The organism is Paraburkholderia sp. GAS333 (assembly GCF_050435665.1).
Lineage (GTDB): Bacteria > Pseudomonadota > Gammaproteobacteria > Burkholderiales > Burkholderiaceae > Paraburkholderia > Paraburkholderia fungorum_A.
Genome location: NZ_JBNDKS010000002.1, coordinates 444,199 through 457,557 on the forward strand (window position 1 = coordinate 444,199; position 13,359 = coordinate 457,557).

Genomic DNA, 13,359 nt, shown 5'->3' on the forward strand with positions numbered 1-13,359 from the left:
AAAAGCGTTGGTGCCAACACCTCTAGTACTACCAGGTACGTTCGGAGAGTCCAGCGCCAACGAGCGCTTTTGCTGGGAACGGACGAAAAAAATGGAGGCCGGAGGCCTCCTCGATCCGCTCACGCGGCCGATCGCCTGCGGCGGTCGATCGGGTAACATCGACGGCACAACAAGACCGAGGCTGGGGCGATGAAGAAGCACGAACCGATCTACAACGTGTACGCTTTTTTTGAGGCCGACGAACTTCGAACGGTGGGGATCAAGCAGTATTACCGGCAGGGAAACGACGCGAAGAAGATGGATTTTTTGCGGTCACGTGCAGAGGTCGATTTCGCGACGGTCGATCGGTTCCGGGTCGTCAACACGATGACGGCGATACAGTTCCAGGTGCGGCAACGGCTCGGGCAAGTGACCGAACTGTTTGAGCCGTTGTTCGCGGCCATCGGGGCCGGACCCATGCCGCTGTTTTGCATGACGTCGATCGTCGACGGCGTGCCGAAAACTGATGTCAGCGTGCCACTGGCGCCTCTCGACATGTCGAAACTGCCGGACGGTGTGGGGGAGCCTGGTCGAATGGACGACTACTTATTTAAATATCGCAACGAAGAGCAGGGCACGTTCGACATGACGGGCCTGATCCACGACGACTATTTCAAGGCGATCCGGCTGCTGTACAACAACGGCCACTACATCTCGTGCTTGAAGTTGTTGATGTCGTTCCTGGACACCGTGGCCTATGTCGAGTTCGGCGAACGCGGCCGTGGTGAAACGTCCGTCTTTATCGACTGGTTGCGCACGTTCGCTGACCCGACCCCGGCCGGGGCGACGCCTGAGGAACTGTGGGAGTTGCGAAACAGCTTGCTCCACATGTCGAACCTGGAGTCCCGGAAGGTCGCCGCCGGCAAGGTCGCACGACTGACGCCGTACGTCGGTGCCCAGCAATACCCGCCCAGCACCGACCCGATGATGAAGTACGTCAACACGTTCGGTTTGATCGAGGCGGTGGCCGCAGCGATCGCGCGGTGGATCACCTCGTACAACGACCACCCGAAGAAGATGCGCACGTTCGTTGAACGGTATGACCGGGTGGTGTCGGACGATCGCCAGGCATTCATCCCCATCCCACCGGCAGCCGGCGGCGCAGCGACCGCGGGCTGAACGCGTTTGTCGCTACAATCAGCAACAGACCCGCCAACACATAGACCAAAAATGGCAACTCTGTCGTCGATCCGAAGGACGGGCCAGAGCCCATTCACGTTGATCAGGTGGCAAAGCGCGAGCGTGGCTGGGGCAAGGGCCGTTACAATGTCGCAAACGTCGCAGGCGACGCCGCCCGGTTACGGGCAAGACGCCGGAAAGGGGATCGGGGTCGATGGACATCGGAAAACAAAAAGAGCAGTTCAACAAGGCGTACGTGCGAGCAATCGCCGCACAAGCGGGCTTCAATCCGTCGGAACTCGACGTGGACGACGACAGTGTTGACCTGGAACTTACGGGACGGGGCTTTAAAGGCCCGGTTCGCAACCCCAAGGTCCAGTTCCAACTCAAATGCACGTCACGTGACCTCGTGACCGGCGAGGTGATCCGCTTTCCGTTGTCGCGCAAGAACTACGACGACTTGCGCGGCAACGATGTCATCTGCCCGCGTTACCTGGCCGTACTGCTTGTGTCCGACGAGCCAGCGCACTGGGTCCAACATCATCAAGACCACATGAGCATGCATAACGCATGCTTCTACGTGTCACTGCGCGATCTGCCGGACACTGCAAACAGCACGACGGTGACGATTGACGTTCCGTTGAACCAACGCCTGACCACCGAGGCATTGACGCACTTGATGACCCTGGCGAGCAATCGAGGGAGCGCGCTATGAGCCGCGACGACTTGCTCAAACGCCTGGCCGACATCACGCCCGATCAACTGGCCGCTTACCTCGATCTGCGTGGCTGGCGAAAAGACGCGGACCTCGGGGCGATGGCGTCGGTGTGGCACCGACCGGAACCTCAACAGGAAGACGCCGAAGTTTTGCTGCCGTCGCTGCAACAGCGGGCAAAAGATTTTGGTCGGAGGCTGGTTGACGCCGTGACGGCGATCGCCGACTTCGAGGGGCGGCCGGTCCTCGACATCGTTCGCGATGTTGCCGGATATTTTTCGGATCGCGTCCGCGTTCGGGTGTTCCACTTCGACGTTGAAGGCGGCACGATCCCGCTCGACGACGGCGTGCTGCTGAACCAGCGGGCGCGCGACCTGATGGAAGCAGCCGCACTTGCGTCCACGTCGAAACGGCGTCAGTTCACGGGGCGCAAGTCCGACGAGATGAACGAATACCTACGATCGCTGCGCTTGGGTCAGACGGAAATCGGCAGTTACGTCGTCAACATCATCGCGCCGGTACCGGTCCAGCAAACGCCGCAACTGGGTTTGCCATCCGTGCCGACGACGCACCTGGTGACCGCCACCCTATCATCGGGGCTGCGTGCGCTCGACGATGCGATCGGTACGATCGCGAGCGGTGGAAACACCATCGTGCTCGACGAAGCCGTAAGCAATGGCGCCAGCGCAAACCTGTGCGATGCACTCGTGGGTTTGAGCGGCGCAGACCAGAAACGCGGCTTCGAGGTGACGATCACACCGGCCAGCAGCGGCCTGGAGCCGAGTTCGCCGATCAACTTCGTGTTCGACAGGGACAAGGTGGAACGCGTCGCGGAGGCCGCGGCCTACTACAAACGCGAAGACTATACGTTGTACGACCGGACAATCACCGGTTCCGTCGAGAAACTAGACCGGCCCCTAGCCGACGAGACCGGCACGGTCACGATCGCGGTGACGTTGAACGGTCAACCGAAAAACGTTGCTGTCGAACTCGACAAAGACGAGTACCAGCAGGCGGTTCTTGCGCACGGCGAAAAGACGTTGGTCCAGTGCCACGGCGATGTCCGCGTCATGTCGCGGGGCGCGCGTCTGGTCAACCCGCGCAACTTCAAAGTCATCAAAAACGGCGAGTTGCTGTAGTCATGTGAGCCGGTTTCACGATTGGACGGGTGCCGTCGGCTCGACGGGCGCGGCCAACGCACCTAAGCCCTTGGTCAAACCGGTCAGCAGGGCGTCGACCCGATCAAGGCGAGCGCGAACGACGGCCAAGGTGTTGCCCGTGGCTGCCTGGTGACGATCGAGGACTCGCTCGTACACCGCCGCGCTTCGTTTTTCGACCGCGGCCAGCACGTCGGCAACGGCAACGTCCGTTGCCGTCCCGAGCCGGTCCAACAGACCGCGCTCAAGATCGCCCCCGAGGTCGTGCAGCAAGCGCTCGAACATGTCACGCAGCGCGTCGCGTTGCGCCTCGGCCTTCGCCCGCTCGATCGCGGCGCAGCGCACGAAGTCCGCAAGCGGCTGGTTCGCGGCTTGGGCCGCTTTGTTCAGCAGGTCCAGTTCCGCCGCGCTGAACCGGATGTTTTTCTGGAAATCACGGGCCGGTCCTTTCATGCTGACTCCCGTTCGTCATTGGCCGGCGGGATCGCGGCAAGGATCATGTACTGCCGCATGTTGTTCGCCTGCTGACGTGGCGACAGCGCGTTGAACGCCAGCAGCGCCGCCCCCATGTAGTCGTTCAGGCCCGCCCGCGCGGTCGCACGGATCGACGCGGGCAGATCAACCGTCCGCCGCGACCACGCGACATACTCGGCGTGCGCAGCCTGCCCCCTTTCGTAGACCGTTCTGACGAGCGACGTACCGACCTGTCGACGCCGGCTTTTCCATCGGGCGCGGCATTGGGCCGCGCGCGCCGTGCTGGTGTTCGCGGTCGTGTTCATGCCACGGCTCCGGTGTCGCCGGTTGCGATGAACGCACCCAGCCCATCGAGCGTGGCCGGCCCCGTTGCTTCGACCGGCTCCGCCGTCGCAACGACGGCCGTCAACGCATCGGCCTCGAACTTCGCTGTCGTCACGATGTACTGCCGAATCAACTCCGCTTGTCTGTCCGGGTGTTGCCGCGCGAGAAGTTCGAGCGCGGCACCGGCCAGGTGCATCAGACCCGCATGAGCCAGCGTCTGCAACGCGGCCCGGTCTTTCGCCGACATCGTGGGGTTCTCGTTCAGCACATCGCGCGCGGTGGTTCGGATGGACGCCAGCCGTGCGCGGCTGTCGTCGAGCAGCGACTTGCGGATGAACACGCCGAGCGACGCACGCACAGGGGCCAACTTCGCGCGCGACTTGCGCATACGTTCGGCGTCGGAAAGGGCTACCTTTGATCGCATGACAGACCTCAATGGCGGTAAACAAGAAAACGCCCGCGGTTGTTTGGCCGGAGGCGTCTCGGTCTGGCGTGCACGTTGGCACGCCCTGGAAAATGTTGAGCGCGGTGCGTTGCGCGGACTGCTTCAACCAACATACATCGCTCACAGTAAAACGCAACACGTTACGTTCGCAGTTTTTCCAGCGACGTATTTACATATTTGTGCGCGTCGATCCCAGCCTGTTTTTCCCGCTCTGTTGCTTGCAACGGTCCAGCACGACGAATGCCAAAAGTGTTCAGCACGAACACGACACAGACCATGAAAACGGCGGCTCGTCCATCGCGTGCAGCATCGTTTTGAACACGACACGGGCCAACGTCTGGCCCTGGTTTGAACATGACACGCCGAGCAGAGCGAACACGACACGGCCAGGCAGTTCGAACATGACACGGTGAAGCAGGCGTACCGATCAAGAACACGACACGGGAACGCCAATGAACACGACACGAAAGCATGAAGGACGGGGATGAAAAAGCGAGGTTGAACATGACACGACAGAAGAGTCACCCCGTCAAAAAAAGCCCTCAAAACCGTGACCAGCGAACACGACACAAAGCCCGGAACCAGCGACCAGGCAAAACCGGGCGATCACGACACAAACAAAAACCCGAACTAGACACAAAAGCGGTGTCCAGTTCGAAAGTCAGACCCGAAAGGCACACAGCACATACAGCACCTGCGGTGGGCCCCAGTTTCGCGCCTGCGGCGCGCCGTGCGCTCCGCGCCCCTTTGATTGGCAAGGGTCTGCAGCGGATCGCAGCGGGTCCCATTTTCCAGCGGCCGAGCCGCTTCTAAAGCCGTGTGAAACCAGGTCAACGCCTTGCCGATGAAGCGGAGCCGCGAGCCGCTCATTTTTATGCATTCCTAATATTTCGGAGCGGCTTGACTCGCCCTTGGCTTTTGAGAAGCTAAAGGGGACCCTTTTGACGCCAGGAGCGCGCCATGGAAAAGCAAACCGTTCGTCTTGATCCGGCCGATCTGGCGCAGATCAAGACCCTCGCCCGGCACGACAACGTGACCGTCACCGAGTGGTGCCGTCAGGCCGTGCTCGACCGCCTCGCCGGCCAGTCCGTGGCCGCTACCGTGCAGAGGGAACTCGCCGTTTTTCACCGCACCGTCGCGGCCCAGCACGCCGCGTTTCACGCCGACATGGCCGCAAAAGAAGACGAGCGGTTCATGACCGTCGCGAAAAAAATCGGCACATTGCACATCGACATCGAGGGGCACCGCGTCGAACATCTGTCGTTGTCGATGACCGATGGAGGTGCCGCATGACCACGTCACTCGACCAGAACCTGGAGGACGAAAAACCCTATTTCCTGCCGCCGTTTTCAGTGCTGCCGCCCGGTACCTCGTCAACACGCGGAGTCATCTATTTCTCGCAAGCCCTGCGCGGGTCCGCCGTCGCGGGTGCCGCGGCGTTTTTCGGCATCGCGCTCGTGATTTGGTTCGCAGGCCACATGCTCGACCGCGCAACGATGTGGGACCGGGCGATGTTCGGGTACGTCATGAAGCTCTATTTTGAAAGCGCGGCTCACCTGATCCCGGCCGCGATCAACGCGCTCGTGCCCCACCCGGGACCGACCCTGTTCGACTCCGAAGCCGACCAGTTCCTCGGACTGATGCAGACGTATCCCGTCGCCATGAGCGTTCGGTGCCTGGTGCCGACCGCGGCCAGCATTGCTCTCTGGTTCGTGACGTTCCGCGCGATGCTCGCCCCGCAATACCACGCGCAACATGCCAGCGGCGCGCGGTTCCTCAAGGGCCGTCAGGCCGTGAGCGATCTCACGGCCCGCCTGCTCGCCTCGTCCAGTCACAAAGCCGCATGGGCGGCCGCGAAGGGTGACGCGCTCACCGGCCGGTGGCCGAGCGCGTGGCGCACGTACCGGAAAACCCGACGAGCCCCGAACTTCATCAAGTTCCACCCTGACCTGCCCATGGCGTCCAAGGATTATTTCGCCGCAGGGGTTTTGATGAGCGGTGCACCGGGAAGCGGCAAGACGCAGATGGCAAATACGCTCATCAGCCAGATCGTTGGCGAAGGCCCCTACGCGCACCTGGCACCCGAAGGCGGCCACAAGGCGTTGCTGTACGACATCAAGAAAGAGTTCACACGCATTTACGGTCGTCCGGCGATCCTGAACCCGGAGGACAAGCGGAGCATGGTGTGGGACATCGCCGCCGACATGGCCGACCCCGTCGCGGTGGCGGCGATGGCCGCAGCCCTGATCAAAGAAAACGAAAAGCAGCCGTTCTTCGACCGGGGCGCCAAGCAACTGTTCATCGGATGCGTCCAGTCGCTCTATGCCGATCACGGGCACAAATGGGGTTTCTACGAAATGGCGAACGTGCTGAGCCTGCCGGTTGACGACATGCTCGCCCTGCTGGACAAGCACGACCCGGTGGCACGCCAGTCGTACGACATGGCCTTCGCCATGGCGAAACAGAACCTTCAGGGCGGTGACGACAGCACGACGGTCAACAACATCAAAGCGGCCTTGAACGTGGCGGTGATGGTGATTTTCAAGTTGTCGCGTGCGTGGGGCCGACCTGGCAAGAAGGCGGTTAAGTTCAGCGTCAGGAAATGGGTGCAGGACGATTACACCGGACCCAAACAGGTGTTCATCCACGGCACGAAGGACAAAGACCTGCGCGCCTGGATCACCATGCTGTTCGACACCGCCATCCGTTCGATCGTGCACGACCTCGACGGGAACGAGCACGGACGTCATCTGTTCGTCGTTGTCGACGAGTTTCCAACGTTACCCGCGGCGGACTTTGGCGAACTGATGGCCGTCGCTCGCGACCGCGGGTGCGTGCCCATTTTGATGTTCCAGGACGAAAGCCAGCTCGAGCAGACCTACGGCCAGCACGGTGCCAAAACGCTGCTGACGATGCCGTCCATTCGGTTCTACGCGAAGATGCGGGCCGGCACCGACGGCCCGGCGAAAGCCGCCGAGACGCTGGGCAAGAACCGCATCGCAACGATCACCACCACGCAATCGGGCAGCGTGGGCGGTGGTCATCCCACCGTCAGCGTGGGCGCGCACACGGAAACCCGTTCGCTGGTGTCGCCCATCCAGTTGACGGCCGACTCGCTGATCGGCAAGCAAGGGCCGGAGGTGCGCGAGCGCTGGCAGAAGTGGCCGAACGGCTCGGCGATCCGCGCACTGCTCGCGGGCGTAGGCCCGCACATCTATCGCCTGGACTGGCCGATCATCGACACCGGTGCCATGAAGCGGCAGGCCAATCGCGAGGGCTTCGTCCCCGCCGACTGGACGAAAGATTTCGCCGACAAGCCGCCCGTCGTCGCAGCCGTAGGCGGCGCTCCGGTCGATGAGCCGCAGCCGCCGGCCGGGGAACCGGGCGTTGCAGTCGCGACAGCGCAAAACCCGGAAAACGCGCAGACACCCGCCGCGTTCGACGAGCGGGCGGCCCTCGACGACCAGCCGGACGGCATCGAACCGACGTTCGACGACGAACCGCCGCCGGGCCTATCCAGCGATGCCAGCCCGGACGGTGAAACGCCATACCGTTCCCGTGACGTGGTGATGGTCCCCATCGACGACGGCAAGCCGGCGGAGCGCCACGACCATGCGGACCACAAGCCCGCTGCCCACAAGACGAAGATCAACGACAGGGGCGAAGTCGAAATCGACGAGGACGATCCGCTCGCGGGCGTGATGGAGGACCTGGGCATCGAGATGGGCCTACACGCCGTTGGCCTGGGCGGCATCGCACCCGCGGTGGAGGTCGGTAAGGCGTTGATCGAGGCGATGAGCGGCAGCGGACCGCAACCGCCCGTGAAACTTGACAAGGACGGCAAGCCGGTCGGCAAGAAGGTGCTTTACATCCGGTGAACGAACGCGCTGTACCTATATAAGTACGGCGCGTTTGACATTCGGCCAGCGTACGAGACAGTAAAGCGTTGGCACCAACGCATGCAGGAGGCAGTCATGGTAGTGATGGAACCGATGGTCGACGGGCACGGCCACACCGCAAACGGCACGAACATGCTCGAATACCCGATGGAGGGGCAGGAGCAGGGATACTTGCTCGACGGGACGGAACAATCCATGTCCGCCTGGAAAGGGGGCTTGGCCGACGCGCTGGGCCTGACCGATCAACCGGTCGACGCGGCCGTGCTTCGTTTCCACGCCGCAGGCTTCGTTGGGGACGGCTTCAGCGACTGCAAGAACGCGGGAGTGCTGGTCGACCGTCCGAAGCTCGACAAAGACGGCAACCCGGTGCTCAACAAGAGCGGCGAGCCGGTGATCGAGAAGTGCCACAAAGCCGGTCACGCGATCGTGTTCAGCTTCGATAAGACGGTGAGCCTGACCTACGCGGCCAGCGCCGAACCCATGCGGGCCAAGATACTCGCGGCCACCGATGCCGGCGTCGACGCGGGCATGGACCTTATCCGCCGATACCTCGACAGCCGCGGCGGGAAAGGCGGTGAAACCAAACTCGCGACCGACGGGCTGCTTTACGCCACGTTTCAGCATTGGTCGGCGCGGGCCGGCGAGTCCGGCGAATACATGCCAAACGGCCACAAGCACGTGCTGCTCATGAACATGGCGCTGGCCGGCGGCGACGTGCAGGCGCTGAACGACGGCAGCCTGTACAACCGCAATCTGGCGTACGCTGCCGACATGGTGAGCAAAGCCGTCACCGCATCACGCCTGGCTGAACTGGGGTTCAAGTTCGAGAAAGTCATCGAACTGGACAGCGACGGCCGTGAAACCGGCCAGATCGACTACCGCATCGTGGGCATCGGTGAAAAGGCGATCAAGCTCACGAGCGAACGTCGTGAGGAAGCACTGGCTCTGGTCGAGAAGCACGGTGGGTCGCTGGGCGAAGCCCTGAAGATGGCACGCAAGAGCAAGGACACGGAACCGAGCTACACCGAACTGACGATGCCGGGCGGTGTGTGGGACACGCTGATCGGCAAACTTGTGGCCGACGGCCACATGGTTGCCGGGGCTGACCTGACGAAGCAGGCGGATCACATCGGGCTCGGGGCGCGCGACGACGCTACGATCATCGAAAACTTGCACAACAAAAACGGCGTGGCGTTCACCCGCGTCACCCTGCTGGGCGAACTCGCTAAAGAGTTAGGGCCGTTGTTTCCGACGATGGCCGACGCGCAGGAACGCGTCGTCGACGACTTCATGACCCGCAACAACCTGCGGCAGTTCGAGTGCGCGCCGCAAGCGGGCCTGGCGACGTACAGTTCACCGTGGTACGTCGAGCAGGAGAGCACGTTGATTCGCAGCGCGGGTGACCGATCGAAAGAGCAGGCCATGGCGCTCACCGCCAACGTCGACGACGCCATCGCCGCGTTCGAGGCAAAGAAAAGCGCCGAGGTCAGCGCTAAAGAGGGAAAGCCCATCACGATCACCATGAGCGACGAACAGAAAAACGTCGTGCGCACGATCGCGGCCGGTTCCGGAACCATGGCGATCGAAGGAAGGGCGGGCACGGGCAAGACGTTCAGCATCGGGTGCGCCACGGACATGATGAAAGCCGAGGGCTGGACCGTCTTTGGTCTGGCGCAGGGCAACGCCGCGGCTTACATGCTCGAAGCCGAGTCCGGCGCGTCCGGTTCGTCGATCGCGTCGTTCCTTTCCCGGGTGGACAATGGCACGATCGACCTGTCCAAAGGCCGGTTCTGCATCTTGGTCGATGAGGCCGGCATGATCGACGTACCCACCGGCCGAAAACTGCAAGCGTTCTGCGATGCGAACGGCGGGCGGCTGGTATTCATGGGCGATCGCGACCAGATCCAGGGCATGGGCGCCGGCAGCGCGATGGCCGCAGCGATCAACGGCGGCGCACCGCTCGCCTCGCTGCACGATATCAACCGGCAGCGCGGCGGTTCGGTCGTGCGCGACGCTGACGGTAACACGGTCCTGCAGACCACCGGCCAGAGCAAGGGCAAGGAACTGCGGCAGGGCAAGGCCATTTCCAACTTGCTGTACGCCCGCAAGGGAGCCGAAGCGGTCAAGGCGTTGCGGGCAGAGGGGATGATCGAAGAGGTCAAAGGTGGCCGGAAACGGGAAATCGAGGCCATCGCCCGGGCGTACGTCGAGGGCCGCGGCCCGCTCAACGAAACCGGCAAGAACGCAAAAATCGAGGTGCCTTTGCACGAGCGCATCGCACTGGCGGTCGACAACCGCACCGCCGACGCGATCCAGCGTGACATCCGGTTGTTCCGCCGGGAGCGTGGTGAACTGATCGGCCCCGACCACACGGTCAAGTCCGTCAACCATCGAGGCCAGACCACGCCGTTGACGGTGGCCGTCGGCGACCTGATCCGGTTCAACAAAAAAGCCATGAAGGTCGGCAAGAACGCGAAGGACCACCCGTACCAGCACACCGCCGAGGACAAGGCCAAGTTCGACAGGCGGATGGACTACCACGCCCGCACGATCGGCGACGCGCGGCGGGCCGGCCTCGACGCGAAGGCGATCGAGAGTCTGGAGCGGGAGCGGGACGGTGAAATCCGGAAGTACTACACCTCGACGATGGGCGTGCTCAACGGCACGAAAGCCATCGTCCGCGACCTGACGCAGGAGGCGAACGGGTCGCTGACGATCACCGCCGAACTGTTCACGGACCTGCCCCAGGACAAAGACCCCGACCAGTCCGGTGGCCGGCGCATCGTCACGTTCAACACCGAGCACTACGACCGCCTGCAACTCGCATACTGCGGTTCAAACTTCGCGGCGCAAGGCCAGTCGAAACAGGTGGCGTACGTCTTCGCCGCCGGTCTGACGGAGAGCCACGGAATCGTGCCGGCGCTGACGCGGCACAAGGATTTCATGACCATCGTCGGCAGCAAGGACGACATCGAGTCATTGACCGACGGCATCGCTAAAACGCTCGACAAGGGCCTGTACGAAACGATGGCGAAGGACCGGGCGACGCTGACCGAGGGCGGCCGGGAACGGCGGGCCGCGGTCGATGCGACCGTTGCGGTCGAGCGCCAGGCCGTGGCGACGAACGCCGAGGCGACGTTCGGCGCGTTCAACGTGCCCGTGCGAGCGACGGTTCACGACCGCCGCCGCGACGTGCTGCAGGCGATGGCCGCCGAGCACGTTCAACGCGTCGAACAGCACCGCGAGGGCGTGACCGTGACGGCCAGCCCGGGCGACTCGCGGGTGATGAACGACGCGATCCGACAGGCGTTGCGCGATGTGGGCAGATTAAGCGGGGACGACGTGGCGTTCCCGGTGAGCCATGGTCGGGCCGAGCCGGCCGCGTTCAAGGACGACGTTCAGAACGTCAAGCCCAAAGACGGCCCGGACAACCGTTACTTCCGCGGCACGCTGGTGAGCGTGGGCGAACGGCCGGTCAACCCGGACGATCCCGACAGCGCGATGAGCCCGTGCGCGGTGATCCGTTCGCGCAGCGGCCGGGAGTACACCGTCATGGGCGTGGACGTACCCGAAGCGATCGAGCGCGGTGGCGTCGAGCCAGGCCGGACCATCGAACTGAAAAAGGTCGAGGACGTGATGGTTGAGGTTATGAACCGTAAGACCGGCCTCGTGGAGACGCACCCACGTGCGACGTGGAGCGCGGCACCGCACACGTTCCCCGAGGTTGCGAACCCTGGGAAGGCGGCCACGCTGGACGTGGCCGTCGGTGACAAACTGTCGTTCAACGACCCGCGCACCGCGAAGGTGTCGTACGACCTGACCGATCCAGCGGGCGTGCGACTCGACGTACGCAGCGTGAGGGGTGGCGACGACGCGGAAATCCGGGCGGTCGCGATCGGCGCCACGCCCGAGCACCCGGACCACGGACGCGAAATCGTTCTGAAGCCGGGGGCCGGTGTCGACCACGCGCACGCGGTGCCGTTGTTCCGCGCGGAACCTCTGGCGATCGGCAAAGCGGTGCAGGTGCTGGCGAGCGAATACGGCCAGGCCGACATGGACGTGTTGCGCAAGGTGCACGCCGTGAGCGATGGCGTGTCGGTACACGGCACTGGCAAGGCGTTCCAGGCCACCGGTGAAACGGTCAAGACCGCACTGGCCCATCGCGCTGACCTTGGCGAACGGACCAGCACCGCGCTGAAATCGTTGGGCTTGCCCGACGGCGTGGTCGTGCAACACGCGGAGCGCACGCCCGACGCGATGCAGTCGTTGGGCAAAGCCTACGTCGACAGCGCGGCCAGCGACAAGATCGTGGCGGCGGCCAGCGTAACCGGTGTTCACCAGGCCAACCGTGCGGTTCGCGATGCGCTCCGTGAGGCCAAACTGCTTGACCCGACGGACGTGACCGTGCCGGTCCCTCGCCGGCCAGGCGAGCCGGTGACGGGCAACACCCCGACCCTTGCCGTTGCGGGCGGTGACCGTCTTCAACTGCGAGCCGCGGCCGGTGCCAAAGCGCTAAAACTGACCACGCCGTTGCACGATCCGGCCGCGGCGACGTTCGAGGTCAAGAGCGTTGCGCGCACACCGGAGGGTGGGGCCACCGCGACGCTGCTGGTCCAGAGCCCGAACCCAAACGATCACGAACGTTGGCTCACGGCCGATCAGAGCGGCCTCGCCCGTATGACGCACGCGTACGCCGCCACGTTCTCACAAGTCGCAACTGGGGAGCATCAGGCCGTGTTTGCCCTGGTGAGCGCGAAAGACTCGCCCGAAAAGGCCCGTGATGCACTGGCCGCCGGCCGGCAGGCCACGGTGATCGGCAAGACCCGGGACCTGCTCGATTTCAACGGCAAGATTGAAGCAGCGCAACGCCAGACGGCCGATGCTTTGGAGAAAGCCGGCCGTGTGCAGGACCGGACCGGTCAGGCGCGGGGCGCGTCGATCGACCGGGAGCAGCAGGTCGAGCAGAACGGCCAGCGGCAGCGAACAGAGTTGCAGGCGAAGCGCGCGGCCGAGGCGGCCCGCTGGACCGAAGAAGCAGCCAAGGCACTGGCCGCCAAGATCGTCGCGGACCGTGAGGCAGTGCGCCAGCGGGAGCGCGAAGCGCGGCCGAAACGGGCCGTTGAGACGGCCACGACTGGGAATGGTTCGAAGATCAAACGCGGCGGCATCGACATCTGACATGTCGAC

9 protein-coding genes are annotated in these 13,359 nt (G+C 63.6%); 6 read left to right on the forward strand and 3 right to left on the reverse strand.

Annotated elements, in window-relative coordinates; genetic code table 11:
- Window positions 1-189: 189 nt before the first annotated feature.
- From ABH945_RS11190 to ABH945_RS11200, 3 genes are all read left to right on the forward strand, one after another.
- Window positions 190-1,158 (forward strand): hypothetical protein, encoded by a 969-nt coding sequence (locus ABH945_RS11190; RefSeq protein ID WP_406867794.1) that lies wholly within the window; start codon window positions 190-192, stop codon window positions 1,156-1,158.
- Between the two features lie 214 nt (window positions 1,159-1,372).
- Window positions 1,373-1,873 (forward strand): DUF4365 domain-containing protein, encoded by a 501-nt coding sequence (locus ABH945_RS11195; RefSeq protein WP_301234474.1) that lies wholly within the window; start codon window positions 1,373-1,375, stop codon window positions 1,871-1,873.
- 152 nt (window positions 1,874-2,025) lie between these two features.
- Window positions 2,026-3,012 carry a hypothetical protein gene (locus ABH945_RS11200; RefSeq protein WP_429250588.1) on the forward strand — a complete coding sequence of 329 codons (987 nt, stop codon included), beginning with the start codon at window positions 2,026-2,028 and terminating at the stop codon, window positions 3,010-3,012.
- A 15-nt stretch (window positions 3,013-3,027) separates the two neighbouring features.
- Here ABH945_RS11200 and ABH945_RS11205 read toward each other — a convergent pair whose 3' ends face one another.
- From ABH945_RS11205 to ABH945_RS11215, 3 genes are read right to left on the reverse strand one after another with little or no spacing between them, the layout of a single operon-like run.
- The gene (locus ABH945_RS11205) at window positions 3,028-3,483 is read right to left on the reverse strand and encodes a hypothetical protein (RefSeq protein ID WP_234774559.1); all 456 of its coding nucleotides are present in this window, start codon (window positions 3,481-3,483) and stop codon (window positions 3,028-3,030) included.
- The gene (locus ABH945_RS11210) at window positions 3,480-3,809 is read right to left on the reverse strand and encodes a hypothetical protein (protein ID WP_406867796.1); all 330 of its coding nucleotides are present in this window, start codon (window positions 3,807-3,809) and stop codon (window positions 3,480-3,482) included. The genes ABH945_RS11205 and ABH945_RS11210 overlap by 4 nt, the downstream gene beginning before the upstream one ends.
- Window positions 3,806-4,252 (reverse strand): hypothetical protein, encoded by a 447-nt coding sequence (locus ABH945_RS11215; RefSeq protein ID WP_234774561.1) that lies wholly within the window; start codon window positions 4,250-4,252, stop codon window positions 3,806-3,808. The genes ABH945_RS11210 and ABH945_RS11215 overlap by 4 nt, the downstream gene beginning before the upstream one ends.
- Before the next feature lie 981 nt (window positions 4,253-5,233).
- Here ABH945_RS11215 and ABH945_RS11220 point away from each other — a divergent pair.
- The 3 genes from ABH945_RS11220 (at window position 5,234) to ABH945_RS11230 (ending at window position 13,350) form a co-directional block, all read left to right on the forward strand.
- Window positions 5,234-5,566, forward strand: a complete 333-nt coding sequence (locus tag ABH945_RS11220) for a hypothetical protein (protein ID WP_234774562.1) — start codon at window positions 5,234-5,236, stop codon at window positions 5,564-5,566.
- Complete coding sequence (locus tag ABH945_RS11225; protein ID WP_406867797.1) at window positions 5,563-8,151, forward strand: type IV secretory system conjugative DNA transfer family protein; 2,589 nt, start codon at window positions 5,563-5,565, stop codon at window positions 8,149-8,151. The genes ABH945_RS11220 and ABH945_RS11225 overlap by 4 nt, the downstream gene beginning before the upstream one ends.
- Window positions 8,152-8,247: 96 nt before the next feature.
- Entirely contained in the window at window positions 8,248-13,350 is a 5,103-nt protein-coding gene (locus ABH945_RS11230) for an AAA family ATPase (protein ID WP_429250589.1), read from the forward strand.
- The last annotated feature ends 9 nt before the right edge of the window (window positions 13,351-13,359 follow it).